The 26,822-nt window shown below is 66.9% G+C and carries 25 protein-coding genes and 1 pseudogene; 7 read left to right on the top strand and 19 right to left on the bottom strand.

Going from position 1 to position 26,822, the window contains the following annotated elements:
• Positions 1-13: 13 nt before the first annotated feature.
• From ACZK33_RS01030 to aceB, 3 genes are all read right to left on the bottom strand, one after another.
• Complete coding sequence (locus ACZK33_RS01030; RefSeq protein WP_049400576.1) at positions 14-1,054, bottom strand: GGDEF domain-containing protein; 1,041 nt, start codon at positions 1,052-1,054, stop codon at positions 14-16.
• A 420-nt stretch (positions 1,055-1,474) separates the two neighbouring features.
• Positions 1,475-2,776 (bottom strand): isocitrate lyase, encoded by a 1,302-nt coding sequence (aceA, locus tag ACZK33_RS01025; protein ID WP_100474968.1) that lies wholly within the window; start codon positions 2,774-2,776, stop codon positions 1,475-1,477.
• A 64-nt stretch (positions 2,777-2,840) separates the two neighbouring features.
• The gene (gene aceB, locus ACZK33_RS01020) at positions 2,841-4,478 is read right to left on the bottom strand and encodes a malate synthase A (RefSeq protein WP_423173931.1); all 1,638 of its coding nucleotides are present in this window, start codon (positions 4,476-4,478) and stop codon (positions 2,841-2,843) included.
• A 110-nt stretch (positions 4,479-4,588) separates the two neighbouring features.
• Here aceB and ACZK33_RS01015 point away from each other — a divergent pair, with 110 nt between their 5' ends.
• The gene (locus ACZK33_RS01015; RefSeq protein WP_423173932.1) at positions 4,589-5,557 is read left to right on the top strand and encodes a LysR family transcriptional regulator; all 969 of its coding nucleotides are present in this window, start codon (positions 4,589-4,591) and stop codon (positions 5,555-5,557) included.
• Between the two features lie 292 nt (positions 5,558-5,849).
• On the opposite strand, the gene ACZK33_RS01010 is transcribed toward ACZK33_RS01015, so the two are convergent.
• A complete protein-coding gene (locus ACZK33_RS01010) occupies positions 5,850-6,755 on the bottom strand; it encodes an IS110 family transposase (protein ID WP_478453963.1) in 906 nt (301 codons plus the stop codon).
• Between the two features lie 354 nt (positions 6,756-7,109).
• Between ACZK33_RS01010 and ACZK33_RS01005 the strand changes: the two genes are divergently transcribed.
• Positions 7,110-8,018, top strand: a complete 909-nt coding sequence (locus ACZK33_RS01005; protein ID WP_423175042.1) for a LysR family transcriptional regulator — start codon at positions 7,110-7,112, stop codon at positions 8,016-8,018.
• Positions 8,019-8,100: 82 nt separating this feature from the next.
• Here ACZK33_RS01005 and ACZK33_RS01000 read toward each other — a convergent pair whose 3' ends face one another.
• Together ACZK33_RS01000 and lepB are read right to left on the bottom strand one after the other, a co-directional pair.
• Complete coding sequence (locus tag ACZK33_RS01000) at positions 8,101-9,357, bottom strand: MFS transporter (protein WP_279911997.1); 1,257 nt, start codon at positions 9,355-9,357, stop codon at positions 8,101-8,103.
• Between the two features lie 123 nt (positions 9,358-9,480).
• A complete protein-coding gene (gene lepB, locus ACZK33_RS00995) occupies positions 9,481-10,107 on the bottom strand; it encodes a signal peptidase I (protein ID WP_423175043.1) in 627 nt (208 codons plus the stop codon).
• 204 nt (positions 10,108-10,311) lie between these two features.
• Here lepB and ACZK33_RS00990 point away from each other — a divergent pair, with 204 nt between their 5' ends.
• Both ACZK33_RS00990 and ACZK33_RS00985 read left to right on the top strand, forming a co-directional pair.
• Entirely contained in the window at positions 10,312-10,713 is a 402-nt protein-coding gene (locus ACZK33_RS00990; protein ID WP_019661885.1) for a hypothetical protein, read from the top strand.
• 3 nt (positions 10,714-10,716) lie between these two features.
• Positions 10,717-11,163, top strand: coding sequence for a 3-dehydroquinate dehydratase (locus ACZK33_RS00985; RefSeq protein ID WP_004153636.1), 447 nt, complete (start codon positions 10,717-10,719; stop codon positions 11,161-11,163).
• A 113-nt stretch (positions 11,164-11,276) separates the two neighbouring features.
• Here the strand turns inward: ACZK33_RS00985 and dcp are convergent.
• From dcp to arfB, 3 genes and pseudogenes are all read right to left on the bottom strand, one after another.
• A pseudogene (dcp, locus tag ACZK33_RS00980) lies at positions 11,277-13,434 on the bottom strand (peptidyl-dipeptidase Dcp).
• Between the two features lie 111 nt (positions 13,435-13,545).
• Complete coding sequence (locus ACZK33_RS00975; RefSeq protein ID WP_223276957.1) at positions 13,546-14,106, bottom strand: lysophospholipid acyltransferase family protein; 561 nt, start codon at positions 14,104-14,106, stop codon at positions 13,546-13,548.
• A gap of 46 nt (positions 14,107-14,152) precedes the next feature.
• On the bottom strand, positions 14,153-14,584 hold the full coding sequence (gene arfB, locus ACZK33_RS00970; RefSeq protein WP_032130467.1) for an alternative ribosome rescue aminoacyl-tRNA hydrolase ArfB: 432 nt from the start codon (positions 14,582-14,584) through the stop codon (positions 14,153-14,155).
• A 133-nt stretch (positions 14,585-14,717) separates the two neighbouring features.
• On the opposite strand from arfB, the gene ACZK33_RS00965 reads away from it, so the two are divergent.
• Positions 14,718-15,245 (top strand): DUF2059 domain-containing protein, encoded by a 528-nt coding sequence (locus ACZK33_RS00965; RefSeq protein ID WP_010487093.1) that lies wholly within the window; start codon positions 14,718-14,720, stop codon positions 15,243-15,245.
• 75 nt (positions 15,246-15,320) lie between these two features.
• Here the strand turns inward: ACZK33_RS00965 and ACZK33_RS00960 are convergent, their stop codons facing one another.
• From ACZK33_RS00960 to ACZK33_RS00945, 4 genes are all read right to left on the bottom strand, one after another.
• Positions 15,321-16,088, bottom strand: coding sequence for a pseudouridine synthase (locus ACZK33_RS00960; RefSeq protein ID WP_423175045.1), 768 nt, complete (start codon positions 16,086-16,088; stop codon positions 15,321-15,323).
• Positions 16,089-16,205: 117 nt separating this feature from the next.
• Positions 16,206-16,784, bottom strand: a complete 579-nt coding sequence (locus tag ACZK33_RS00955) for an O-methyltransferase (protein WP_180844588.1) — start codon at positions 16,782-16,784, stop codon at positions 16,206-16,208.
• A 5-nt stretch (positions 16,785-16,789) separates the two neighbouring features.
• Positions 16,790-18,445: a ubiquinone biosynthesis regulatory protein kinase UbiB gene (gene ubiB, locus ACZK33_RS00950; RefSeq protein ID WP_423175046.1), complete on the bottom strand. Its 1,656-nt coding sequence runs from the start codon at positions 18,443-18,445 to the stop codon at positions 16,790-16,792.
• Entirely contained in the window at positions 18,442-19,077 is a 636-nt protein-coding gene (locus ACZK33_RS00945) for a ubiquinone biosynthesis accessory factor UbiJ (protein ID WP_049420999.1), read from the bottom strand. The genes ubiB and ACZK33_RS00945 overlap by 4 nt, the downstream gene beginning before the upstream one ends.
• Positions 19,078-19,575: 498 nt before the next feature.
• Here ACZK33_RS00945 and ddlA point away from each other — a divergent pair, with 498 nt between their 5' ends.
• Positions 19,576-20,670 carry a D-alanine--D-alanine ligase gene (ddlA, locus tag ACZK33_RS00940; RefSeq protein ID WP_423175047.1) on the top strand — a complete coding sequence of 365 codons (1,095 nt, stop codon included), beginning with the start codon at positions 19,576-19,578 and terminating at the stop codon, positions 20,668-20,670.
• A gap of 146 nt (positions 20,671-20,816) precedes the next feature.
• Here the strand turns inward: ddlA and ACZK33_RS00935 are convergent, their stop codons facing one another.
• The 3 genes from ACZK33_RS00935 to oleC form a co-directional block, all read right to left on the bottom strand.
• On the bottom strand, positions 20,817-20,972 hold the full coding sequence (locus ACZK33_RS00935) for a DUF1328 domain-containing protein (protein ID WP_004153593.1): 156 nt from the start codon (positions 20,970-20,972) through the stop codon (positions 20,817-20,819).
• Positions 20,973-21,054: 82 nt separating this feature from the next.
• Complete coding sequence (gene oleD, locus ACZK33_RS00930; protein WP_423175048.1) at positions 21,055-22,047, bottom strand: 2-alkyl-3-oxoalkanoate reductase; 993 nt, start codon at positions 22,045-22,047, stop codon at positions 21,055-21,057.
• The gene (gene oleC / locus ACZK33_RS00925; RefSeq protein WP_071228789.1) at positions 22,044-23,702 is read right to left on the bottom strand and encodes an olefin beta-lactone synthetase; all 1,659 of its coding nucleotides are present in this window, start codon (positions 23,700-23,702) and stop codon (positions 22,044-22,046) included. The genes oleD and oleC overlap by 4 nt, the downstream gene beginning before the upstream one ends.
• A gap of 104 nt (positions 23,703-23,806) precedes the next feature.
• Between oleC and ACZK33_RS00920 the strand changes: the two genes are divergently transcribed.
• Entirely contained in the window at positions 23,807-24,232 is a 426-nt protein-coding gene (locus tag ACZK33_RS00920; protein ID WP_004135417.1) for a YkgJ family cysteine cluster protein, read from the top strand.
• A 113-nt stretch (positions 24,233-24,345) separates the two neighbouring features.
• On the opposite strand, the gene ACZK33_RS00915 is transcribed toward ACZK33_RS00920, so the two are convergent.
• The 3 genes from ACZK33_RS00915 to ACZK33_RS00905 form a co-directional block, all read right to left on the bottom strand.
• Positions 24,346-25,236, bottom strand: coding sequence for an alpha/beta fold hydrolase (locus ACZK33_RS00915; protein WP_049400565.1), 891 nt, complete (start codon positions 25,234-25,236; stop codon positions 24,346-24,348).
• Between the two features lie 117 nt (positions 25,237-25,353).
• Complete coding sequence (locus ACZK33_RS00910; RefSeq protein WP_010487115.1) at positions 25,354-26,370, bottom strand: 3-oxoacyl-ACP synthase III; 1,017 nt, start codon at positions 26,368-26,370, stop codon at positions 25,354-25,356.
• A gap of 102 nt (positions 26,371-26,472) precedes the next feature.
• Entirely contained in the window at positions 26,473-26,790 is a 318-nt protein-coding gene (locus ACZK33_RS00905; protein WP_005407628.1) for a DUF4156 domain-containing protein, read from the bottom strand.
• Positions 26,791-26,822 lie beyond the last annotated feature (32 nt).

Genomic DNA, 26,822 nt, shown 5'->3' with positions numbered 1-26,822 from the left:
CGGTCTCTCCCGATCAAGGTATGTCCGCTGCATCCGCCCAGCGCAGGCAGTTGCCACCATCGCGCTTGGCCTGGTACAGCGCTCGGTCCGCGTTGGCGTACCACTCGCTCCAGCCCGCCTCCGGCGCCAGCAGGCTGGCACCGATGCTGACCAGGCTGACGTGCGGCGTGCCATGACTGCGTTCGAGCAGGCCATGCACCGCGCTGAGGATGAACTCGGCCGCGTGCTGCACGATCTCATGGTTGCCACGGCGCAGGATCAGGCAGAACTCATCGCCGCCGAGGCGGCAGGCCAGGTCCTGTTCGCCGGCCATCGAGCGCAGGATGTTGCCCATGCTCTGCAGTACACGGTCGCCGGCCTGGTGGCCGTGGCGATCATTGATCTGCTTGAAGCGGTCGCAGTCGATCAGCAGCAGTGCCTGCGGCAACCCTTCGCCATCGGCGCGGCATTCCTGCAGGTACAGGGTGAGGCCACGACGGTTGTGCAGCCCGGTCAGTTCATCGGTACGTACCAGTTCACGGGTGTGGGTCAACTGGTGAGTGGTGATGTACAGGTTGTCCAGCGCGGTTTCCAGATCGTGGTTGCGCCGACGCAGCTGGCTGATCAGCGCCTGCTCGTTGGTCAGCACGCGCATGATCGTACGGCGCAGGAAGTAGGCGACCAGGCCGGGATCGGATTCCACCAGGCGATGGAAGTCGGCCGGGCCCAGCTCCAGTACTTCACAGTCGGCCAGCGCGCGTGCACTGGCGCTGCGCAGGTGATCACCGACCAGCAGGCCAAGCTCACCGAAGAACTCATGCTGGCCGAGCGTCTTGATCACCAGGTCCTCGCCGAAGTCCAGTTCGATCTGGCCTTGGAGGATCACATACATCCGTTCGCCGCGATGGCCACGCTGGAACAACCATTGTCCGGCATGAAGCTTGCATGGACGGGCAAATCTGGCGAACAATGCAACCTCGGCAGCGGAAAGCAGCGCGTGCACGATCTCGGCCATCGCCACCCGGGCGATACCTGACGTCACATCACTGTTCTCGGCCGCACCCCTGCCGGTCATTCCCTGCACCCGCCGCCAGCGTCCCCTGGTGAGCCGCGGAGCATAGCACCGCTTTAAAGTGTGCGCCCTATCTCATTTTGACCCGTCTGCCGATCTTGATTGATGTGAAGATCGGTGGTGGCCCGTTCTGGTCACGGGTGTCCGGGCAAAACCCCTGCTGGATCAATCCGATGCTGGGTTTCACAGGCTTTCGGCCAAGTTGCCGGCACGCGGGGGTGCGCCTGATTGACGCTGGCTGCGCGCTGCTCCCTTGCATCGATACAACAACGCCGGCAGGTCCCCCGACCGGCCGGCGTTGTCTGGCCCTTCCCTGGCCACCCTGATCGGATTCCGAGGCTTCGGTAGCGCCGGCCGCTGGCCGGCTTCCCTGTGGTGCCCGAAGTATCACGTGGTTGCCGGCCAGCGGCCGGCACTACCGCATCACGCCGCGCGTTCGCTGCGCCCGCCGTGGAACTGCTCTTCCTCGGTCGAACCGGTCAATGCGGTGGTCGACGACTGGCCCTGCTGGATCGCCTGGGTCACCGCATCGAAGTAGCCGGTGCCAACCTCACGCTGATGCTTGACCGCAGTGAAGCCGCGCTCGGCCGCTTCAAACTCGGCTTCCTGCAGTTCCACGAACGCGCTCATCTGGCGGCGTGCATAGCCGTGGGCCAGATTGAACATGCCGTAGTTCAATGCATGGAAGCCGGCCAGGGTGATGAACTGGAACTTGTAGCCGTAGCTGCCCAGTTCGCGCTGGAACTTGGCAATGGTGGCGTCATCCAGGTTCTTCTTCCAGTTGAAGCTGGGCGAGCAGTTGTAGGCCAGCAGCTTGCCCGGGAACTTCGCATGGATCGCCTCGGCGAACTTGCGCGCGAACTCCAGGTCCGGCTTGCCGGTCTCGCACCACACCAGGTCGGCGTAGGGCGCATAGGCCAGGCCACGGCTGATCGCCTGGTCCAGGCCGTTGCGGGTCTTGTAGAAGCCCTCGACAGTGCGCTCGCCGGTGGTGAACGGCCGGTCGTTGCCGTCGATGTCGCTGGTCAGCAGATCCGCGGCTTCGGCATCGGTACGCGCCACCAGCAGGGTCGGCACGCCCAGCACGTCGGCAGCCAGGCGCGCGGCATTGAGCTTCTCGATCGCCTCGCGGGTCGGCACCAGCACCTTGCCGCCCATATGGCCGCACTTCTTCACCGAGGCCAGCTGGTCTTCGAAGTGCACGCCAGCGGCACCGGCCTCGATCATCGCTTTCATCAGTTCGAACGCATTGAGCACGCCGCCGAAACCGGCTTCGGCATCGGCCACGATCGGCTGCAGGAAATCGATGTCGTCCTTGCCTTCGGCGTGATGCAGCTGGTCGGCGCGCAGCAATGTGTTGTTGATGCGCTTGACCACCGCCGGCACCGAATCGGCCGGGTACAGCGACTGGTCCGGGTACATCTGCCCGGCCAGGTTGGCGTCGGCCGCCACCTGCCAGCCGGACAGGTAGATCGCCTTCAGGCCGGCCTTCACCTGCTGCATGGCCTGGTTGCCGGTCAGTGCACCGAGCGCGTTGACGAACTCGCGCTCATGCAGCGACGCCCACAGCTTCTCCGCACCCAGGCGGGCCAGCGAATGCTCGATGTGGACGGTGCCGCGCAGGCGCACCACGTCGGCGGCGCTGTAGTTGCGCTGGATGCCTTCCCAACGCGGGTTGGTATCCCAGTCGTGCTGGATCTGTTCGGCAGTGGGCAGCTTGCTCATGTCTTTCTCCAGTTCGGTTCGTGCGTGCAGCGGGGAGGGAAACGGCGGGTTTGCGGGCAGTCGATCAGTCGATGCGCGCGTAGGCCGGCAGGGTCAGGAAATCGGTGAGCTCTTCGCTGCGGCTCAGTTCGCCGAGCAGGGCGATGGCCTCGCCGATGCGTGTGCCACCGGGCAGCGCGGCGGTATCGCCAAGCCGTGCCGGCAGCTGCGAGAGGGTGGAATCCAGCAGCGCCAGGTCGATCGCAGTGCCATCGTCCAGCTGCTGGCCCGGCGTATGCAGCCACTGCCACAGCTGGCTGCGGCTGATCTCGGCGGTGGCCGCGTCCTCCATCAGGTGGTGGATCGGCACGCAGCCGTTGCCATCCAGCCACGCCGCCAGATAGCGCACGCAGACTTCCACGTTGCCTTCGAAGCCGGCGCGGGTGATGGTGCCGGGCGGCCGTGCGATCAGTTCGTCGCGGCCGACGCGCACATCCTGGCGCAGCACGCTGTGCTGGTTTGCACCGGGCATGTGTTCGTCGAAGATCGCCATCGCCACCGGAATCAATGCCGGATGCGCGACCCAGGTGCCGTCGTGGCCGGCGGTCACTTCGCGCAGCTTGTCGGCGCGCACGCGGGCCATCGCCTGTTCGTTGGCGGCGGCATCGTTGTTGATGGGAATCTGCGCGGCCATGCCGCCCATCGCATGCGCACCACGGCGATGGCAGGTCTGGATCAGCAGCTCCGAATACGCCTTCAGGAACGGCTGGGTCATGGTCACCTGGCCGCGCTCGGGCAGCACGCGGTCGGCGTGGCGGCGGAAGGTCTTCAGGTACGAGAAGATGTAATCCCAGCGCCCGCAGTTCAGGCCGACGATGCGGTCACGCAGCGCGTGCAGGATCTCGTCCATCTCGAACACCGCCGGCAGCGTTTCGATCAGCACGGTCACCTTGATCTGGCCGTGCGGCAGGCCGAGCATGCCTTCGATGTGCGACAGCGCGGTCTCCCACAGCGCCGCCTCTTCCATGCTCTGCAGCTTGGGCAGGTAGAAGTACGGGCCGCGATCCTTGGCCTGCAGGGTGCGGGCGTTGTGGAAGGCGAACACCGCCGCGTCGAACAGGCCACCAGCGATGAACTGGCCATCGATGCGCACGTGCTTCTCGTCCAGGTGCCAGCCGCGCGGGCGCACGATCAGCACCGCCTGTTCGTCGAACGGGCGCAAGGTGTAGTGCTTGCCGGCCTTCCCGTTGGATGCCGGTGCGGTGTACTCGAGATCGCCACGCACCGCGGCGGCCAGCGACTGCTGCCCGGCCAGCAGGTTGCGCCAGGTCGGCGAGGTCGAATCCTCGAAGTCGGCCATGAACACCTTGGCGCCGGAGTTCAGCGCGTTGATGACCATCTTCGGGTCGGTCGGGCCGGTGATCTCGACACGGCGGTCCTGCAGCGCCGCCGGCAGCGGGGCAACACGCCAGTCGCCGCTGCGGATCGCGGTGGTGTCTTCGCGGAAATCCGGCATGCCGCCCTGGTCGAAGAACGCCTGACGCTCCCGACGGGCCTGCAGCCGTGCCTGCCGGCCCGGTTCCACCGCGCGGTGCAGCGACACCAGCAGGGCCAGCAGCGGCGCCGGCAGCAGGGTGTCCTGGCCGGCCACGCGGGTCGCCAGGGCGATGCCGGGGGTGGCCTTGCTGGCAGGGGTGGGAACAGCGGAAGCGACGGCGGACATGGGGCAACTCCAGCGGTGGGGGAACGTCTCCACGGTGCCGCCGGGGCCGAGTATTTGGCAAAACAGTTTTTGCAATGTTCTACATAAGTTGTGCTAATACTTGTGACGCGATGACCACACGCCTCCCTCCAAGCCCCCGTTTTTCCTACAAATCCGACCGGCTGAAGCCACTGCGCGCGTTCTGCCAGACCGTGCGCCTGGGCTCGGTCTCACGGGCGGCTGAGGCACTTTTCGTCAGCCAGCCGGCGATCAGCCTGCAGTTGCAGGCGCTGGAGCGGGAGCTGGGAGTGCCGTTGTTCGAGCGCAGCGGGCGCCGCCTGGTGCCCAGCCGCGAGGGCCAGCTGCTGTACGAAATGGCACAGCCGCTGGTGGAGAACCTGGACGGGCTGGAGGCACGATTCCGCGACAAGGTGCGCGGCCTGGACGCGGGCGAGCTGAACATCGCCGCCAACAGTTCGACCATCCTGTACCTGCTGCCGAAGATCGTCGAACGCTTCCGCCAGCACCACCCGGACGTGCGCCTGACCCTGCACAACGCGATCAGTGTCGATGGCACCGACCTGCTGCGCGAGGATGCCGCCGACCTGGCGATCGGCTCGATGACTGATGTGCCGGCCGATCTCAGCTACGCACCGGCCTACCGTTTCGAGCAGGTGCTGATCGCGCCGCACGACCATCCGCTGGCCAGCGGTGGCGAGCTGGAGCTGGCCGATATCGCGCGCTATCCGCTGGTGCTGCCACCGAAGCGGCAGATCACCTACCGCCTGGTCGACCAGGTATTCCAGCGCCACCGCATCGCCTACACCGTGGCGCTGGAGGTGGGCGGCTGGGAGGTGATCAAGCAGTACGTGGCGATGGGCATGGGCATTTCCATCGTGCCGGCGCTGTGCCTGAACGAGGCCGACCGCGAGCGGCTGGCGGCGCGGTCGATGAAGCGCTGGTTCCCGGAACGCAGCTACGGGGTGATCGTGCGCCGGGGCAAGGCGTTGTCGGCGCAGGCGCGGGCGTTCATCGAGCTGATCCAGCCGGAGTTGTTCAGTCCGCGCGACTACGACCAGAGCGGGCATTCCGAGCGGTGAGGGGTGTTCGGCAGGGCTGCGCCCTGCACCTGCCGAAGCCGAAGCAACGGCAACAGCGGGCTATCCGTGGGATGGCGGGGCGGCGTGGGTGGGCAGGACACGCCGTAAACCCGTCCATGGGGCTCGATGGCGCCATCCATGGCGCCAACGGTCCTGCCCACCCACACCGCCCCGCCTCTGACAGATTCCCGCGATCTGTCGGGGTCGGATCCCGTTGCTGCGCAATGGGCTCTGACCCCCGCTGCAAATGATCGAAACCGGATTTTGTAGAGTCGAGATCCTATGTTCGTGGTCAAGCCTGCTGGAAGCAGGCTTGACCCACCTTCAGCATGGCCGGATCGAAGTCCCGGCCGCTTTTGAAGACACCCCAGGCGATCCTGGCCAGCTTTCTGGCCAGGATGTTGAAGACGGCGGTGCTGGGGTGACCGCGTTTTGACAGCTCGTCGTAGAGCGGTTGCCCCCGACGACACCGCTTGAGCCCCATGGCGGCCATGTAGAGCATCTGGCGCAGCACTGGCGCGCCCTGTTTGGACAGCCGACGCCGTCCCGTTCTGCCGCCAGACTCGTTGGGCCGGGGATCCAGGCCCGTGCAGGCGATCCACGCGTTGGCGTTGGCCAACGGCCAGCGCGTCATGTAGTAGATCAGGTGAGCGGCGACAGCGGGGCCGATACCAGGGATGGTCAACAGGCGCTTGTAGAGCGTGCCATGCTCTCCATCGCGACCCAAGCGCTGCAGTTCGCTTTCCAGCTCGGACAGCGTCCCAGCCAGAGCGCAGAACAGATCTGACAGCTCCCCGGGGGCACTTTTGCTTACCCCGAAGGATTGCTCCAGCCGCGCGCGTGTCTTTACCAGCGTCTGCCGCTTGCGCAGCAAATCGTGCATCTGCTGCTGCTCATCGGTACGCGGTACGTATTCACGCAGGCGATCGTTCTCCTTCTTCACGTATCGGGCGATCGCTTCGGCGTCCATGGCGTCCGTCTTGCCACGCGAGCCCGTCGCCCGGCCGTAGTGCTTGATCAGACGTGGATTGATCACATAGACAACGTGGCCTGCCTGGCCAGCCATCCGAGCCAACAACTCGTAGTACCGCCCCGTCGCCTCCATGCCAATCCGGCATCGCTGGGGCAAGGTGTTGAGCCACTGGGCTATGCCGGCCCGGGTGTTGGCGATCCTGTCGCCGGCCTTGCGGTCGGCCACTGCCGGTACGAACTCCTTGGAGTCCACGTCCACGCCAATATCGAGAGAATCAGACATTTGTACGGCTCCCAGCTATCTTTAAGGGGCTGGGGTGGTACCGCACCGACGTTAGCTTGCCTACATCGACGATCCCCTTTGGGGGCCGTACGATCCTTTATCGACGTTCGTGTGCGGGATGGGGATCGCTCGACTCGTCTGTCGGCTAGTATCCGCAGATGCATGCTTGACGGTCCCTCCACCCTGGCTCCTACATACCGCGTAGGAGCCGGGAGGAACATACAAGCCATGCTCGACTGGCGGAAAAGCGATCGAAGAAGGCGACAAGCCCGGTGCCGGTCTGGCTAGACTGGACCCATGTCCATCGAACTCCGCCACCTGCGTTACTTCCTTGCCGTCGCCGATACGCTGCACTTCGGCCAGGCCGCCGAGCGGCTGGGGATGTCGCAACCGCCGCTCAGCCAGCAGATCCGCCAGCTGGAAGACCTGATCGGTGCGCGCCTGTTCGTGCGCAGCCATCGTCGTGTGCAGCTGACGCCTGCCGGTGAGCTGCTGCAGGAACGTGCGCGCGCCATCGTGCAGCAGGTGGAAATGGCGGTGGACGAGGTGCAGCGCGCGCAGCGCGGCGAGCAGGGCGAACTGTGTATCGGGCTGACCCGGGCGACGCCACTGTCACCGCAGATTCCGCGTTCAATCCTGCGCTACCGCCAGCAGTACCCGCAGGTGCGGCTGCAGCTGAGCGAGATGAACACGCTGCAGCAGATCGATGCGCTGCTCGACGGCAGCCTGGACGTGGGCATCATCCGCAAGCGCGCGTTGCCGCCGGAACTGGTGGCGCACAGCCTGTTCGTCGATCCGCTGGCGTTGATCGTGCATGCCGACCATCCTGCCCTGCGCAGGCTGTCGAAGCAGGGCACGCTATCGCTATGCGACTTCGCGCAGGAGCCGTTCGTGGCGTTCCGCCGCAGCGCCGGTGCGGGCATCCATGATCACATGATCGCGTTGTGTGCGGCGGCGGGCTTCACCCCGCGCATCGTGCAGGAGGCCGGTGAGGCGTCGACGCTGATCAGTCTGGCCGCCGCAGGCCTGGGCGCAGCGATCCTGCCGTCGTCGTGCGACCACATCCGCGTGGAAGGCGCGCGCTTCGTGGCGCTGGCCGATGCCGGTGCGCATTCGGAAGTGCAGCTGGCGTGGCATCGCGAAGGGGTGACACCGCTGATCCGCAATTTTGCTGGGCTGCTGCGCGAGGCGTTCGCGGAAGGGTGAGGTGCAACCCACCCGGTAGCGGCCAACCTTGGTTGGCCCACGGCCACGGCGCCGACCAAGGTCGGCATCTACCAGAGCAGGTTCACGCCGTCACCGGCTGCGGGGCGCGCTGCTGCAGCGCCCAGACGATGCCACCGCCGATCAGGGTCAGCACGGCGGCGAACAGGCACACACCCAGCCAGTCCCACGCTGCATAGGCCAGGCCGCCCACACCACCGAGCACGCTCGAACCCAGGTAGTAGGCGAACAGGTACAGCGCCGAGGCTTCGGCGCGCATCGCGCCGGCGCGGCTGCCGACCCAGCTGCTGGCCACGGAGTGACCGCCGAAGAAGCCGAACGTCACCAGCGCGATACCGAGTGCCATAGTGCTCAGCCACGGCATCGCCAACAGCACGATGCCGGCACCAATCAGTGCGAACGAGATCGACAGGATGCGACCGCGCCCGTAACGCGTGGCCTGCTGGCCCATCCATGCCGAACTGAAGGTGCCCACCAGGTACACGCTGAAGATCAGCCCGACCACGGTCTGGCTGAGGTGGTACGGCGGCGCCAGCAGGTGATACCCGAGGTAGTTGTAGAGGGTGACGAACACGCCCATCAGCACGAACGAGGTAGCGAACAGCCACGGCAGCCCCGGGTCGGCGAACAGCGTGCGCCAGCGCGACGGCAATTGGCGCAGGCCATCGCGGCGCGGGTGGAAGTGGCGCGACGGCGGCAGCTGCAGCCAGAGCAGGACGGTACTGGCGATGGCGATGATCGAAACCACGCCGATGCCCCATCGCCAGCCCCAATGGTCGGCGATGATGCCGGCCAGCAGGCGCCCGCTCATGCCACCGATGGCGTTGCCGCCGATGTACAGGCCCATCGCCAGGCCCAGCGCGCGGCTGTCCATTTCCTCGACAAGGTAGGTCATCGCCACTGCCGGCACGCCGCTCAGCGCCAGGCCAAGCAGGGTGCGCAGCACCAGCAGCGTGGTCCAGTCATCCACCAGCGCCGTGCATAGCGACAGCGTGGCCGAGGCCAGCAGCGCGGCGATCATCATCGGGCGACGGCCAACCGCGTCGGAGAGCAGGCCGGCCAGCAGCATCGCCACCGCCAGCGTGCCGGTGGTCAACGACAGCGACATCGCGCTGCCGGCGGCGGACACGCCGAAGTGACGGCTGAACTCCGGCAGCAGCGGCTGCACGGTGTAGAGCAGGCCGAAGGTGGAGAAACCGGCCAGGAACAGCGCCAGCGCGGTGCGGCGGAAGGCTGGCGTGCCCTGCTGGATGCGGGTCTCGGCGATGGGATCGACAGTGGGGGGGCGGCGTTCGACGGCCGCCGCGGTTTCGCCAGTCATGGGATCGATGGGCCGGTGGGGCGGCCAAGCGTGGGAGGGAACGGGCCTCAGACTAGGCCCGTCGATCCAGTCGATCCATAACCTGGTAGGTCAGGATTGATACATAAGAAGTATAAATTCAGCTTACAGACGCTGCCACTCGAAACCGTCGCCACGACGGTAGTACACCGCCACGGCGCGGCCGTAGAGCTTGTCGGCGTCAACGAAGCCGAAGAAGCGACCGTCGAAGCTGTTGCCGCGGTGGTCACCCAGCACCAGCACCTTGCCGGCCGGTACCACCAGGTCGGCAATGTCCGGACCGCCGCCCATGTCCAGGTCGAGGTGGGCACGGCGCTCGCCGAAGGCTTCCACGTCCTGCAGGTCGGCGATCTGCAGCGGCTGGCCGTTGATGCTCAGATGGCCCTCGCGCATCTGCACATGGTCACCGGCCACCGCCGCCACGCGCTTGATCAGGCGGGTGCCGTCGGCCGGTGAATCGAATACCGCCACTTCACCGCGCTGCGGAACACCGGTGGGCATCAGTTCCTTGCCGGTAAACGGCAGGCGCAGGCCATAGGCGCGCATGTCCACCACCACCCGGTCGCCGGGCTGCAGGGTCGGCTGCATCGAGCCGCTGGGCACCACGTAGTGGTTGGCGAGGGTATCGCGGGCGGCGGCGAGCAGGCCAAGCATCACCAGCAACGGCAGCGCCTCCTTCTTCAGCCAGACCAGCGCGCGTTCGGAAAAGGGAGGGCGGGCAACAGCATCCATGACAGGCTCCGGGTGGTTGGTAGCGGTATCAGACCACATCCGGGCGGGAGAGGTTCCCGCGCCACCCTCCGAGCATGGGCTCGGCGCTACAGAACGGGTTACGCAGGTTTTACGCCCCGGCCCGGCAGCGGGCATCGCACCTTTACGGGCAGCACGCGCATCGTGTGCCCACCGCGCCACAGGGCGCATTCCGCAAGGTGTTGTATGACCCTCCTGGTGATCCGCCACGCGTCTTCGTCGGCGCCGCGCCCGCAGCTGCCGGCGCAGCTGGCCGGCCATCGCGTGCTGTGCAGCGACTGCGCCAGCCTGTCCGAGGTACGCCAGTGCCTGTGCCAGCCGCAGGCGCGCTCGGCCGACTGGGTACTGCTGGATGTCGGCGCCGCCGACGAGGCGCAATGGCAGGCCGAAGGTGGCGCGCTGCAGGCGGCGCTGGAACGGCTGCCGGCGCAGTACATCGAGCTGCAGGCCCCCAGCGAGCCCGGCCTGGATGCACGCCTGCGCCTGCAGCACGGTCCCGCCGCCGTAGTGGTCGACCAGCGCAGCCAGCAGGCCGGTTACCCGTTGTCGCTGGCCATCGTTGGCCGCCGCCTGGCGCAGGAGGGCTGAGCCATGTCGATCTTCATCATCCGCGGCCCGGAAGCGGCCGGTGCCCTGATCCGCACCGCGATGCCGCTGCCGGCACCGGTCCTGAAGTCACTGGTGCATCGCGCGATCGACGCCGGTACCAGCGTGGCGATCCGTGCCTGCGGTTCGGAACAGGAACTACTGGACGCGCTGCGTGTGGCCGACCACAGTCGCGGCGAGGTGACGCTGCTGGATCCGGGTGCGTGTGCCAACAGCCTGCGCCTGCAGCGGCTGCTGCCGTACCTGCACAACGCCTACGTGGAAGTGCATGACGACGGCGCGGTGGCCGAGCCGTGCCTGCCGGCGGGTGTCGGCCAGCGCCTGGGCATCGCCGCTGGTTACGGCGCGCAGAGCTATGTGCTGGCGCTGGATATCGCGCTGGATCACCTGGGCCTGGCCGAGCAGGCGAACCGGGTGCACGTGGGCACGTAAGCCGCTTGTGTAGAGTCGAGCTTGCTCGACTGGCTTTTCGTGGAAAGACCGTCGAGCAAGCTCGACGCTACACAAAGAAAAACGGCGGGGTTGCCCCCGCCGTTTTCGCTTTCTTATTTCAGCCCGCGGAACTTCAGCAGCGGTTCCACCGACGGGTCCTTGCCGCGGAAATCGCGGTACAGGGTCGACAGCTCCACGCTGTTGCCGCGCGAGAGGATCTTGTCGCGGAACTCCTGGCCGTTGGCCGCGGTCAGGCCACCGTGTTCGGTGAACCACTGGTAGGCGTCATGGTCCAGCACTTCGGCCCAGAAGTAGGCGTAGTAACCGGCCGAGTAACCACCACCCCAGATGTGGTCGAAGTAGGTGGTGCGGTAACGCGGCGGCACCTGCGGCAGGTCGACCTTGAACTTCTTCAGCGCACTGGCTTCAAAGGCGCCGACATCCTGCAGCGGCGCATCGGCCTTCTGCGTATGCCAGGCCAGGTCCAGCAGCGCGGCCGACAGGTACTCGGTGGTCGCATAACCCTGGTTGAAGCTGCGTGCCTTGAGGATCTTGTCGACCAGTTCCTGCGGCATCGCCTCGCCGGTCTTGTAGTGCTTGGCGTAGTTGGCGAACACCTTCGGATCCAGCGCCCAGTGCTCGTTGAACTGCGACGGGAACTCGACGAAATCACGCGAGGTGGCGGTACCGGCGATCGACGGGTACTTCACGTTCGAGAACATGCCGTGCAGCGCATGGCCGAACTCATGGAACATCGTGGTCACGTCGTCGAAGCTGATCAGCGCAGGCTGGCCGGCGGCCGGCTTGGTGAAGTTGCAGACGTTGTAGACCACCGGCTTGGCACCGGTCAGGCCGTCCTGCTCGACGAACACGTCCATCCAGGCGCCGCCGGACTTGCTGTCACGCTTGAAGTAGTCGGTGTAGAACAGGGCCAGCGAGGTGCCGTCCTTGTCGAACACTTCATACACCTTCATGTCCGGGTTGTAGGTCGGAATGTCGGTACGCGGCTTGAAGGTGATGCCGTACAGCTGGGTGGCGGCGTAGAAGACGCCGTTCTGCAGCACGTTGTCCAGTTCGAAGTACGGCTTGATCTGCGACTCGTCCAGATCGTACTTGGCCTTGCGCACCTGCTCGGCGTAGAAGTCCCAGTCCGAAGCAGCGACCTGGAAACCACCCTTCTGCGCGTCGATCACCTTCTGGATCTCGCCGGCCTCGGCGCGCGCCTTGGCGGTGGCGGCCGGCACGGTGTCGGTCAGCAGCTTGAGCGCGGCAGCCGGGGTCTTGGCCATCTGGTCGCCCAGCTGGTAGTCGGCGAAGGTGTCGAAGCCGAGCAGCTTGGCCTTCTGCGCACGCAGCTGGGCCAGGCGCTGCACGGTCTGCCGGGTGTCGTTGGCATCGCCACGCTCGGCGCGGGTTTCAAGAAGCCTTCAGCACGGCGGCGCGCTGGTCGCGGTCGCTCAGCGAGCCGAGCACCGGCTGCTGGGTGGTGTTCTGCAGCGGCAGCAGGAACTTGCCATCCAGCTTGCGTTCCTTGGCGGCGTTGGCGGCGTTGTTGATCGCGTCCTCGTCCAGGCCGGCCAGCTTGGCCTTGTCGTCGACAACGACGGCCGCAGCGGCGGTGGCCGCCACCAGGCGGGTATGGAACTGGGTGGAAAGGGTGGTCTCTTCCACGTTGAGCTTGCGCAGGGTGGCCTTGTCGGCGTCGGACAGCTGCGCACCGGCGCGCACCAGACCGTCGTAGTAGTGCTCGACCAGGCGCTTCTGCACCGGGTCCAGCTCCAGCGTGTCACGCTGGTCGTACAGCGACTTCACGCGCGCGAACAGCTTCGGATCGAGGTTGATCTCGTCCTGGTGCGCGGCCAGCTTCGGCGCCACGTCTTCCTGGATCTTCTGGCGCGCATCGTTGGTATCGGCCTGGACCAGGCCGAAGAAGATGCGCGACACGCGGTTCAGCGTCTCGCCGCTGCGCTCCATCGCCACGATGGTGTTGTCGAAGGTGGCCGGCTCGCTGCTGTCAGCGATCTTGCGCACGTCGGCCAGGTGCTGGCGCATGCCTTCCTCGAACGCCGGCAGGTAGTCGCTGTCCTTGATCTTGTCGAACTGCGGCGCCTGGAACGGCAGCGTGCTGGCGCTCAGCAGCGGATTGGTGGAGGCTTCGGCCAGCTGCTGGGCCGGGGCTTTCTGGGCATCGGACACGGGGGTGGACTCCTTGCCGGAACAGGCCGCCAGCGCCAGGCTGATGGCGGCGGCCAGGACTACGGTACGCGACATGTAAAACACTCCTTGGGCAGACGGTACGGGATACCAGCCCTCCACCCTACTCCTGTCGCGCTCGCCCGGCATGTGCCGGACGTGGCGTCTATGCGGCGGCCTGCGGCCGGCTCAGACCGTACCGCGGGTCTTGCCGATCCAGGGCCGGTAGAACTCGCGGATGGCGGCCATGTCGGCGGCGTCATCGCCGGTCGGCGTGAACAGCGGGCCGATGCCGATGGTCTTCTCCGGGTAGTGGAAATACGCGGCCAGGATCGGCACGTCGGCCATCCGCGCGATCTTCAGGAAGCCGGCCTTCCAGTCCTTCACGGCCTTGCGGGTGCCCTCGGGCGTGATGGCGAACCACATCTTCTCGTTGTTGCGCAGCAGGTCCACGGCCTGGCCCACCGTGCCCTGCGGCGAGCTGCGGTCCAGCGGGATCACGCCCAGCTTGTGCAGCAGCGGGCCGAGCGGCCACCAGAACAGCGATGCCTTGCCCAGCACCTTCACCTTCATGCCCAGCGCGATCTTCGCGGCCATGCCCCACAGGCCGTCCCAGTTGGACGAATGCGGGGCGATGATGAAGACCAGCCTGGGGATGTCAGGCAGGGTACCGGTCACCTTCCAGCCGCCCATGCGCAGGGTGCAGCGCGCCAGCCAGCGCAGGAAGGCGTTGGGTTTGACCTGCGGCATCTGCGGCGGCACGGCCGGCAGCAACGAAGTCGGGTTGTTCAAGCAATCACTCCCAGTCACGTGATGAGCGCCCGCGCTTGATCTGCGCGCGCCCGCGTTTGGCGTCCAGACGACGCAGTTTCGACCCGAGGGTCGGCTTGGTGGCCTTGCGCGGCTTGGGCACGCTCAGCCCGGCCTGGATGAAGGCCGCCAGCCGATCGCGTGCATCCTCGCGATTGCGATCCTGGGTCCGGAAACGTTGCGCGTCGATGACCAGCACGCCTTCGCCGGTCATGCGCCGGTCACGCCGCGCCAGCAGGCGCGCGCGCAACGGTTCGGGCAACGAGGGCGAGTTGGCCACATCGAAACGTAGTTCCACCGCGGTGGAGACCTTGTTGACGTTCTGGCCACCGGCGCCACTGGCACGCACGAACCGCTCGACGATCTCGCCGTCGGGGATTTCAAGCTGCGCGCTGATGGTGACCGGTCCACTGCCCATCCGCGCATTGTAGCGGCAGCCACGTGCCGGAGTGCGGCATCGCGCCCCGTATGCCGCCGATCAGGTACCGAACACGCCGCCTTCGCCTTGGCTGCGGGTATGCTGGCCGTCCCATGTACTGCAGGAAGCCCGCATGACCCGCACCGCACCCGCCCTGCCGTCCCTGCTGCGCCGCGCCGCCCTGCTGCTGGCGCTGGCCGTGGCCAGCGTTCCGGCCCTGGCCGCGCCGCCGACCGATGGCGACATCAACCGCCTGCTGTCGGCGTCACGCGCGCAGAGCATGATCGACACCATGCTGCCGCAGATCGAGGCGATGCAGCAGCAGCAGTTCCAGCAGGTAGCCGCACAGCGCCAGCTCAATGCCCAGCAGCAGGAACAGCTGAAGCGGATCCAGGCGCGGACCAGCCAGACCCTGCGCCAGGCCCTGTCCTGGCAGCAGCTGCGGCCGATGTACGTGGACCTGTACAAAAAGACCTTCAGCAAGGAAGACGTGCTGGCGATGGCCGAGTTCTACGAGAGCGCGGCCGGCCAGAGCCTGCTGGACAAGACCCCGGCGCTGATGCAGAACGTGATGGTGGCGATCCAGGCGCGCATGCAGCCGCTGTTTGCGGACCTGCAGAAGGATCTGGAAGCGATCGTCAACGAGCCGGAAAAGAAATGAGGTAGTGCCGGCCGCTGGCCGGCTCCCCATTACATCTGGAATCACGCAGATGCCGGCCAGTGGCCGGCACTACCGTCAATCGGTATCCACCTGCCAGCCGAACAGGTCCAGCGCCTTCTGGAACCCGCCGTCCAACGGCGCACGCACGTCCACCGTGCCACCGTCCGGATGCGGGAAGCGCAGGCGCTCGGCGTGCAGCAGCATGCGGTGCACGCCCTGCATGCGGAAGATGCGGTTGTGGCGGCCATCGCCGTGGCTGGTGTCGCCGATCATGTGATGCGAGAGGTGCTTGAGGTGCCGGCGGATCTGCCGGAAGCGTCCGGTCTGCGGCTGGCAGCGCAGCAGTGCGTAGCGCGAGCTGGCGAATTCACCGACCGGCACCGACAGCTCGCCGGTGGCCAGGCGCTGGAAGTCGGTGATCGCCGGCTTTTTCACCGGCTTGCCCGGGCCGCCATCCAGATCATGATCGACCTGCCAGGCGAGCTCGGCCGGCCAGCCCCGGCAGACCGTCAAATAGTCCTTCAGCACTTCGCCGCCCATCAGGGCCTTGCCCAGCGCACTGGCGGTATCGCGGTCGAAGGCCAGCAGCAGGCAGCCACTGGTGGCCCGGTCCAGGCGATGCACGAGGAAGATCGGGCGGCCCAGCTGCTCGCGCAGGCGGTCGGCCAGGAAGTCGTCTTCGCCACGGGCCAGCTTGCTGTCGTGGACCATCAGCCCGGCAGGCTTGTTGACCACGGCCAGGCGCTCATCCAGGTGCAGCAGCTGCAGGGGCGCGGTGTCGGTCTCGACCGCGGCGAGGGTATCGGGTTCGGTGCTCACGGCAGGATTATCGGGGCTGGGCACTGAATGGGGTAGAGCCGGCCGCTGGCCGGCTGCCTCCGGGCAATCGGATGGCTGCGGTTGCCGGCCAGCGGCCGGCAACCGCGTGCCAACCAAGGTTGGCACCTACCTGTAGAGCGGTCAGGCGCTGCGCACGGCCAACAGCTCGCCGTTGCCCACCGGCACCAGGCTGGTGCTGAAGTCCGGATCAGCGTCCAGCAGCACGCGCAGCGGTTGCATCTCTTCCGCATGCGAGGTGGCGTTGTCCACCACCAGCAGGCCACCCGGGCGCAGCACGCGACGCAACTGCGGCCACCAGCCGGCGTACTGCCCGCGGTCCGAATCGAGGAACAGCAGGTCGATGCAGGCATCGGCGGCCTGCGCCAGCCAGAGCCCGGCATCGTCGTGGACCAGCGTGATGCGATCGGCCAGACCACTGCGCGCGAAGGTATCACGCGCCATCGCCACCTTGTCCTCGGCGTATTCCAGCGTGGTCACGTGGCCGTCGATGGCGGCGGTTGCCTCGGCCAGCCACAGCGTGGAATAGCCGTTGGACGTACCGATTTCCAGCACCCGGCGAGCGTTGCCGAAGCGCACCAGCACCGACAGGAATTCACCGGTGTCGGGCGTGATGTTGAGCATGCGTCGGCCGCGCTCGCTTTCGCGTGCGTCGTTGTCGGCGCCGAAGCGGATCAGTTCGTCCTTGAGTGCCTGCAGCATGGGGCCTACTTCCACCACGCGCGCAGCAGCGCCACTGCGCCGACCGCACCGGACAGCCAGCTCCACGCCGGCACCTCGCCCCAGTACCAGCCCGGCGGCTGCAGCACATACATCAGTGCAGCGATGGCCAGCAGGCCGACACCGGTGATCGCGCCGACCGCATGCTTCTGCAGGCGCTGCACGCTGGCATCCAGTGCGGCCAGGTCGCGCGAACGCATCGACAGTTCGTGGCGGCCTTCCACCTGCTGGGTCAGCCAGGCGTGCACCAGGCGCGGCATGTCCGGCGCATGGGTCATGATTTCCGGCAGGCGCTTGCCGATCTCGCGTACCACCCGGCGCGGGCTGTAACGCTCGCGCAGGATCTTCGCCAGCACCGGCTTGGCCACTGCCCAGATGTCGATCTGCGGGTCGAGCTGGCGGCCGACGCCTTCGATGTTCAGCAGGGTCTTCTGCAGCAGGATCAGCTGCGGCTGCAGGGTCAGCTGGTAACGCTGGGCCACGCGGAACAGCTTCATCAGCACTTCGGCCAGCGAGATCTGCGACAGCGGCCGGGTGAAGTACGGCTCGCACACCGAACGCACGGCGGCCTCGAGGTCATCGATGCGCACGTTGTCCGGCATCCAGCGCGCCTGCACGTGCAGTTCGGCGATGCGGCGGTAATCGCGGTTGAAGATGGCCATGAAGTTCTCGGCCAGGTAGTACTGATCTTCCTGCGAGAGCTGGCCCATGATGCCGAAGTCCAGCGCGATGAAACGCGGGTTGGCGCGGCGCGCCGGATCGGTGTCGACCCAGATGTTGCCGGCGTGCGCATCGGCGTGGAAGAAGTTGTCGCGGAACACCTGGGTGTAGAACACCCGCACGCCCTTGGCGGCCAGCGCCTTGCGGTCGATGCCGGCCTTGTCCAGTGCGGCGATGTCATCGGACGGGATGCCCCACACGCGTTCCAGGGTCAGTGCCCGCTCGGCGGTGTGGCTCCAGATCACTTCCGGCACGTACAGATCGTCGCTGTTTTCCCAGAAGCGGCGCAGCACGCTGGCATTGGCGCCTTCGCGCTGCAGGTCCAGCTCGGCAGCCAGGGTGTTCTCGACTTCGGCCACCACTTCGCGCGGGCGGATCTTGTCAGCGCGCGGGTGGGTGCGCTCGACCAGGGCAGCCAGCGAATTGAGCAACGCGATATCGGCGTCGATCTGCTTCTCGATGCCCGGGCGCAGCACCTTGACCACCACCTGGCGGCCATCGGCCAGCGTGGCTGCGTGCACCTGCGCGATCGAGGCCGAGGCCAGCGGTTCGGTATCGAAGCTGGCGAAGGCCTCGCTGACCGGCAGGCCCAGCGCTTCCTCGACGATGCGACGCGCGGTCTCACCATCGAACGGCTTGACCCGGTCCTGCAGCAGGGTCAGTTCATTGGCCACATCCGGCGGCACCAGGTCGCGGCGGGTGGACAGGATCTGGCCGAACTTGACGAAGATCGGGCCCAGATCCTGCAGCGCCAGACGCAGGCGTGCACCGCGCGACTGAGCGGCGATGTCGGCCGAGGCGCGCGGCACGAACGGCTTGGCCAGGCGCAGCCAGCGCTCGGCAGGAGTGCCCTGCAACAGGTCGTCGAGGCGGTAACGCAGGATCACCCGGCCGATGCGGCTGGCACGCAGCACGGCCTTCATGCGGCACCCCGCAGACGCTGCACGCGTGCACCGAGGCGTTCGACGTCGTCGCGCAGCACGTCCACATCGTCGTGGAAGGCATCCAGCTCGGCACGCGGCACCACGTCGCGCGATTCCTCGGTGATGAACTCGGCGGCGCTGTGGGCCAGGTCGATCGCGCCCTGGCGCGCATGCTGCAGGGCGCTGCGCAGGGTGTTGGCCACCTGCACGCCCAGCACTTCGCCGAACACGCTGACGAACGGCTGCTGCCAGTCAGGATCGAAGCCCTTGGCCAGCTGCTGCAGGCGACGCGCCAGTTCGGCATCACCGGCCACGCGCACGCGACCCTTGCCGTTGTTGTCGCCGCGCCGTGCGTTGGCCAGCAGCGGCAGCTGCGCCAGCACGCCGGCCAGGCTGCTGCGCACGGCCAGGTCGGCTTCCTGCGCGTCCACCGGGCCGACCCGCAGTGCATCACCGTCGACGCTGATGCGCATGGCCAGCGACGGCGCTTCCAGGGTCAGGTCGATGTGCCGGCCGTCGAGGCTGGCCAGTGCATGGCGGGTATCCGGATCCAGCGCCAGCGCGCGGTTCAGGGCGATCTGCAGGGCGCGGCCAGCGACCGGCTTGAGGGACTTGAGCAGGGAGAGAGCCATGTGCGCATTCTACCTGCGTGGGTGGGGGGCTTGGGCCGGGCTGCCGCCCGGCACCCGCAGAGGCAACAGCAACGGCAACGGCAACGGCAACAGCCGAAGCAACAGCGGGCATTCCGTGGGTAGGCGGGATGGGGCCGGTTGCGGGGGCCGCTGCAAGTACGTCCCTGTAAGCTCGGTCGCCGCATGCTCGTGTGCGCTGTCCTGCGCACACGGCAAGACCGGGGTTGGGCGTCCTGCCCAACCCGCCCGAGGCATGCCTCGGGCCCATGCGGCTCACGCCCCCGCAACCGGACCCACCCCGCCTTCGACAGGTTCCTGCGATCTGCCGGAACGTGCTCTGGTAGATGCCGACCTTGGTCGGCGCTGGATTTCCGAGGGTGCCAACCAAGGTTGGCCGCTACTCGAGCCGGCCGCCAGGCGGTTCATCTGTGCCTCACCTGTGCGGCAATGGAAGGTTCATGCTGTACGGCCACGCAACGCACAGGACATCGCAACACCATGGCACGGACCCGGGTCGGCATCATCTTCGGGGGCAAGTCCTCCGAGCACGAAGTTTCGCTGCAGTCGGCGAAGAACATCCTCGATGCGCTTGATCGCGAGCGCTTCGAGCCGGTGCTGGTCGGTATCGACAAGCAGGGCCAGTGGCATCTGAGCCAGCCGGATACCTTCCTGATCAATGCCGATGATCCGTCGCGCATCGCGCTGCATCGGTCCGGCACGTCGCTGGCGGTGCGCCCGGGTGTGGAACAGGCACAGCTGCAGCCCTCCGATGCGGCCAGCGCGCTGGGCCAGATCGATGTGGTACTGCCGATCGTGCATGGGCCGCTGGGCGAGGACGGTGCGCTGCAGGGCCTGCTGCGCATGGCCAACCTGCCCTTCGTCGGTTCGCCGGTGCTGGGCTCGGCGGTGGCGATGGACAAGGACGTGACCAAGCGCCTCTTGCGCGACGCTGGCCTGCAGGTAGCGCCGTGGCTGTGCATCCGGCGCCACCAGGCCCCTGACGTCGATGTCGATGCGGTGATCGCGCAGCTCGGCCTGCCGTTGTTCGTGAAGCCGGCCAACCAGGGTTCGTCGGTGGGTGTGAGCAAGGTCAAGGATGCGGCGGGCTTCGCCGAGGCACTTGCATTGGCGCTGCGCTATGACCACAAGGTGCTGGTCGAATCGGCGGTGGTCGGCCGTGAGATCGAGTGCGCGGTGCTGGGCAACGAACAGCCGCAGGCCAGCCTGTGCGGCGAGGTGGTGGTGCACGACGAGTTCTACGCCTACGACACCAAGTACATCAACGAGGATGGCGCCGAGGTGGTCGTGCCGGCGGATATCGATGCTGCAACCCAGGCGCGTATCCAGCAGATCGCGCTGCGGGCCTACCAGGCGCTGGAGTGTGCGGGCATGGCGCGCGTGGACGTGTTCCTCACCGCAGACGGTGACATCGTCATCAACGAGGTCAACACCCTGCCGGGCTTCACCCGCATCAGCATGTACCCAAAGCTGTGGGGCGCCAGCGGTGTGGACTACACCACGCTGATCACGCGCCTGATCGAACTGGCGCTGGAGCGCCATGCAGCCGATCGCGGATTGCACAGCGCTGTGTAGAGGCGCTCTCTGTAGAGTCGAGCCATGCTCGACTGCTTTTCATGAGTCGAGCATGGCTCGACTCTACAAAGATGCGTGCCGACCAACGGTCGGCACCCACCGGAAAGAACAGTGCCGGCCAGCGGCCGGCACTACCCAGCGGTCTTCTAGCCGCGCTTGCGGAACATCGAAATCACTGCCAATACCAGGAACACAACGAACAGGATCCAGGCAATGTTGCTGGCAGCACCGGCGATGCCGGAGAAGCCGAGCACGGCAGCGATGATGGCGATGACGAAGAAAATAACGGCGTAATGCAGCATGGTGCTCCTCGCAGATGTCCGGGCCGTTGGATGGCGTGGGTCCATCCTCCCGATCTGGCGGTATGCAACCAGTGATGGCGACCTATGCGGCAGATGAAGCCCTCAGCCTGCGCAGCCCTTCTTCAATGCTGACCTGCGGCACGTAGCCGAAGTCACGGCGCGCCGGCTCCATGCTGTACCAGTGCGGCGTGCACAGCTGCTCGGCCAGGAAGCGGGTCAGCGGCGGCTCGCCACGCAGGCGCAGCAGCGGCCACAGCCGCTCGCAGACCGCACCGATGCGATAAGCGGTCTTGAAGCTGATCGCCTTGTCCACCGTTGGTGCCCCCACCGCGGACAGCAGCTTGTTGACCAGCTCGCGCATGGGCAGCGGTTCGCCGTTGGAGATGAAGTAGGCCTTGCCCGCACACGCCGCGCCCGGTGCCAACGCTTCAAAGGCAAGGAAATGCGCGAGCGCGGCGTTGTCGATGTAAGTGGTATCCACCTTGTTGTTGCCATCGCCCACCAGACGCAGGCGGCCCTGCCGCGCACGTTCTGCCAGGCGTGGCACCAGTTGCTGATCGCCCGGGCCCCAGATCAGGCGCGGGCGCAGCGCCACCGTCGCCAACGAGGCGTCATTGGCCGCCAGCACGCGCTGTTCGGCAATCGCCTTGGTCGCCGCATACGGTGCCTGGAAATCCTCGCCGTACGGCACCTCATCAGCCCCCAGGCCTTCCACCGGGTGGGTCGCGCGGTGGGTCACGCTGGGCGTGGAGGTGTAGACCAGCCGGCTGATGCCGTGCGCGCGGCAGGCGGCGATCACGTTGTCGGTGCCGACCACGTTGGCCTGGTGGTAGCTGTCATAGCTGCCCCAGGCGCCGGCCTTGGCGCCGTTGTGAAATACCGCATCGACGCCGGCCACCGCGTGCAGCACCGCCTGCGCATCGGCCAGATCGCCGCGGATCTGGCCCACGCCCATGGCCTGCAGTTCCGGGTAGTGGCTGCGGTTGAACGCCAGCACCTGGTGGCCACGTTCGACCAGCCCACGGCACAGCGCCTGGCCAAGGAAACCACCACCACCGGTGACCAGGATCTTCATGCGCGCTTCTCCAGTTCGGCGCTGGCCCAGACGGCGAGCTTCTCGCGGCCGATCTTGGCGTTGTGACGGATATCGACGGGGAACGCGGGGTGCATCAGTACGTGCTGCAGGTTCGCCTCGGGCAATCGCAGGGTGGCCTGGGCGCGCAGCGCCTCGCGCAAGGCCGGGCTGTCGCTCTGGCCACGCTGCAGTTCCACGCACAGCACCGGCACCTGCGCACCCGCCGGGCCAACGCCAACCAGTGCCGTGCGCGCCACGCCCGGCACGGTGTTGAACACCGGCTCCACCTGTTCGGTGTACAGCGGCCCCTGTGCGGTTTCCACGCGATGGGTCTTGCGGCCGCAGAACCACAGGCGGCCCTGCGCATCGAAGTAGCCCACGTCACCCATGCGATGCACCACGCGCGTGCTGCCATCGGCCAGCGTCTCGCGGATCTTCGCCGCCGCGGTGGCCTGCGGGCGGTTGAAGTAACTGTCGGTAGCGGTCGGTCCGGCCACGGTAATCTCGCCCACCTCGCCGGTGGCCAGCACGCGCGCCTGCGACCAGTCGGCCAACGGTGCGTCATCGATGCCGATGATGCGCACCTCATTCGGTTCAACCACGCTGCCCACGCAGGTACCGGCACCGGCCTCGGTGGCGGCACGGGTGCGCTCCAGCTCGCGGCCTTCCACCACCGCCACCGGCAGGCACTCGGTGGCGCCGTACGGGGTCCAGAACTGCGCATCGGCCGGCAACAGGCTGCGGATGGTGGCGACCACATCCGGCGGCACCGGCGCACCGGCCGAGGTCACCCGGGTCACCGTCGGCAACGGCCGGCCGTGACGGGCCAGCACCCGCATCAGCGCAGGCGAGCCAAACAGCTGGGTCACGCCGAAGCGCTGGATGGCGTCATGCAGGCGTGCCGGGTCGGCCTGTGCCGGCCGGGTCGGGTCCATGTCCGGGATCACCGAGGTCAGGCCCAGCGCCGGGTCGAACAAGGCAAACGGCGGGAAGGTCGGCAGGTCCACCCCGCCCGCTTCCATGCCAAAGGCACTGCCCAGCAGCTGGATCTGGCCGACGAAATGACGGTGGCGGTAGACCACGCCCTTGGGCACGCCGGTGGAGCCGCTGGTGAACAGGATCGCGGCCATGTCCTCGCCATCGGTGGCGGCCAGCATCGCCCCCCCGTTGGCACCGGCGCGCTCCAGCGCGGCCAGCGTGGTCCCGCCCCAGCCGAGGCGGCGGCCGACGGTGACCAGGCGGGTCGCCGAGGGCGCCCAGCGCAGCGCCAACCGCGCCACGTGTGCCAGCGGAATGCCAATGAAAGCCTCCGGCTGCGCCTCATCCAGGCACTGCTTCAGCGCGCGTTTGTCGATGCCCGGGTCGACCAGCACCGGCACCGCACCCAGTTTGAACAGGGCAAACATCAACAGGAAGAACTCCGGCGACGGCCGCACCATCACCACCGTGCGCACCCCGCGACCGATCCCGTAGCCTGCCAGGCCAGCCGCCATGGCGTCGCTGCGGGCGTCCAGCTGGCGGTAATCCAGGGTCACGTCGTAGGCGGCCATGCCGTTGCCGGCGCCACGGCGGCCCGGGCAGCGGATGGCGATCTGGTCGGGCCGTTCACGCGCCAGTTCAGGCAAACGGGCGGCAATATTGCAGGGTCGGTTCATCCGTTCATTGTCGCCGCTTACGGAATTTCTTGCGCGGCGGCCAACTTCGTGGAAAATCCGCACCCTCGTTCCTGATTCCGACTGCCGCCCGAGGCGGCTTGCCCATGCAACATCCCTGCATGACCTGCGGCGCCTGCTGCACCCAATACCGCGTGGCCTTCCACTGGATGGAATCGGACGAGGTCACCCCCGGCGGCGTACCGCACCAGCTGACCGAGGTGCTGGACCCGCATCGCCTGTGCATGCGCGGCACCCACTCCAAGCCGGTGCGCTGCGTGGCGCTGGATGCGCAGATCGGCGTGTATTCACGCTGCACCATCCACCCCAACCGGCCCAGCGTGTGCCGTGAGGTGGATGCATCGTGGGAGTACGGCAAGGCCAGCCCGCAGTGCGACAAGGCGCGCATTGCCTATGGCCTGGATCCGTTGACCCTGGCCGACTGGCGCTGGCGCGATGAAGCGGGCAACGACGACGACCACCCGGACGACAACGGCAACAGCCCGTCACCGCAGGCGCCGATCGCGGCGTAGTGGTAGTGCCGGCCGCTGGCCGGCAACCTCATGAACCCTTCGGGTGTGCCGACCAACGGTCGGCACCTACCCATGTCCTCTTCCGGTGGGTGCCGACCGTTGGTCGGCACACCTCAGATCGGGTTCTTGTCCAGGAACGCGCGGATTTCCGGCACCAGCACTTCGTGCTTGTCTTCCAGCACGTAATGCCCGGCATCCTCGAAGGCATGCACCTGGGCCTGCGGCAGCGCAGCCTGGAAGCCCTTCAGGAAGTGGTGGTCGAACACGAAGTCGCGCAGGCCCCAGCCGAGGAAGGCCGGGCGGTCGGCGAACGACGGCAGCGCTTTGCCGGCACGCTCCAGCAGCGACCAGGCCTTGTCGGCCGGCGACAGCGGGATGTCCTGCATGAAACGGATGGTGCTGATGCGATTGGCGTAGTTGTTGTACGGCGACACGTAGGCGCGGCGCACATCGGCCGGCATCTTCCGCTCCACACCCAGCCACGAGGCACCGGACGAGAACGCGTTGAAGGTGCGGATGATCCACTCGCCGATCTTCCAGTGGCGGCCCAGCGCGATCTGCCACGGCATCGTCTTCGCCGCCGGCATCGGGAACGCGGCGGTGTTGAGCACCACCAGGCGCTTCACCTGGTCGTGGTGCGACAGCGCCCAGCCGAAGCCGATCATGCCGCCCCAGTCGTGCACGGCCAGGGTCACCGGACCGGTGATGCCCAGGTGCTTCAGCAGCGCATCAAGGTCGTCCACGCGCGACTGCAGCGTGTATTCGTAGCGGCTGTCATCGGGTTTGTCCGACAGGCCCATGCCGATGTGGTCCGGCACGATGCAGCGGTACGTGTCCGACAGGCCGGCCACCAGCGTGCGCCAGTAATAGCTCCACGACGGGTTGCCGTGCACCATCACCACCACTTCGCCATCGCGCGGGCCTTCGTCGAGATAGTTCATCGACAGGCCGGGGCGGACCTCGAAGCGCTGCGGGTGGGCGGGGTAACCGGGAAGCTGGGACATCGGATCGCACCTGTAGAAAGGGCCGGTAGAACCGGCCCTTGGACACTTGGAAAAATCATCGCTGTCCGTCGCGAGCGATTGGCGAGGCAATCGCGCAGCAGGTCAGCGGTGACTTTTTTACCAGACCACTTCAGCCATCGAGCAGTTCAGGCCCGAGCCAATGCCCAGAAGCGCGATGCGATCGCCCTTCTTCAGCTTGCCCAGCTGCTTGAGCTTGCTCAGCACGATCGGCACCGAGGCCGGGCCGATGTTGCCGTGCTCGCCGAAGATGGTCATGACCTTCTTCGGGTCGATGCCGAAGTTCTTGATGAACGCAGCGGTGTGCGGCTGGCTGACCTGGTGGATGACGAACTGGTCCAGCTCTTCCACGGCCCAGCCCAAGGCGATCTTGGCGGCGCTGAAGGTCTTCTGCGCCAGCTTGATGCCTTCGATCAGCAGCAGGCGGGTGTCGGTGACCATGCGGTCCAGGTTGCCCAGGCACAGCTGGTTCCACTCGGTGGCCGAGCGGGTCACGCCACCCTTGTAGCGCGGCGCATCCGGCACCAGTTCCGAGCGCGCCATCACCATCGCGGCGGCGCCCGAACCCGTGGTCAGGGCGGCCAGCTCGTTGCGGAAATCGTCGGCGGTGACGTCCGGGGCGGTCATGCGCTCCAGGGTCTTCTCGTACACCAGGTTGGCGGTCTCGCCATCCACCACCAGCGCGTAGTCGATGTCGCCGCGCTCGATCATGCGCGCCGCGATATCCATGCCGTTGATGAAGGCCAGGCAGGCATTGGCGACGTCGAAGGTCATGCACTCGTCGCTGACGCCAAGGTTGCCCGACACGATGGAGGCGGTGGACGGCTCCAGGTAGTCACGGCTGACCGAGGTATTGACCAGCAGGCCGACCTGGGTCGCGGTGATGCCCGCGTCTTCCAGTGCCTTGCGGCCGGCCATGGTGGCGGCGTCCGACGCCAGCACGCCGTTGTCCCACAGGCGGCGTGCGTGGATGCCGGCGATGTCGCCGAGCACATCGGTGCGGATACCGAGGCGATCCAACGTCGGCTGCAGGCGTTCGTTGATTTCCTTGGTCGTCAGCGTATGCGGCGCGTCGACGTGTGCCAGGCCGGCGATCGAGACATTCTTGAAGAGCATCGAGGTTAGCGCCAAGGCTCAGGCAAAAGGGGGCGCTATTCTATAACCCCCGGGCTTTCACCGCATCTTTACGAATTCAGCCTTGCCCGTATGGTGAAGCGTTCAGCGCGGCGGGCACTGGAAGGCGGCGAAGCGCTGGCTGCCATCGGCCGGGGCCGCGGCGGCCTGCACGGCATTGGCGCCGGCGCTCGGGGCCTCGTTGCGGGCCAGGGTTTCCAGCTCTTCCTGCACCCGCAGCGGGTTGCGGTTGTAGAAGCCGACCTTGCTCTTCACGGTGACCACCACCTCGCCCTTGGCGATGCAGCCAGCGGGAACCGGGCCTGCCGGCAGCACGCGGGTCGCCTTGCCGGCCGGTTCGATCGGCACCCAGGTACAGGCGGTGACGGTGAGCAGCAGGGAGGAAAGCAGCAGAACGCGCATGGGCAGATCCTGGAAGGGTATGGGGGGATTCT

Source organism: Stenotrophomonas sp. 86156_Sma (genome assembly GCF_056481625.1).
Note: the sequence above shows the minus strand (reverse complement) of the source record. Positions and strands in the feature narration are given on the sequence as shown.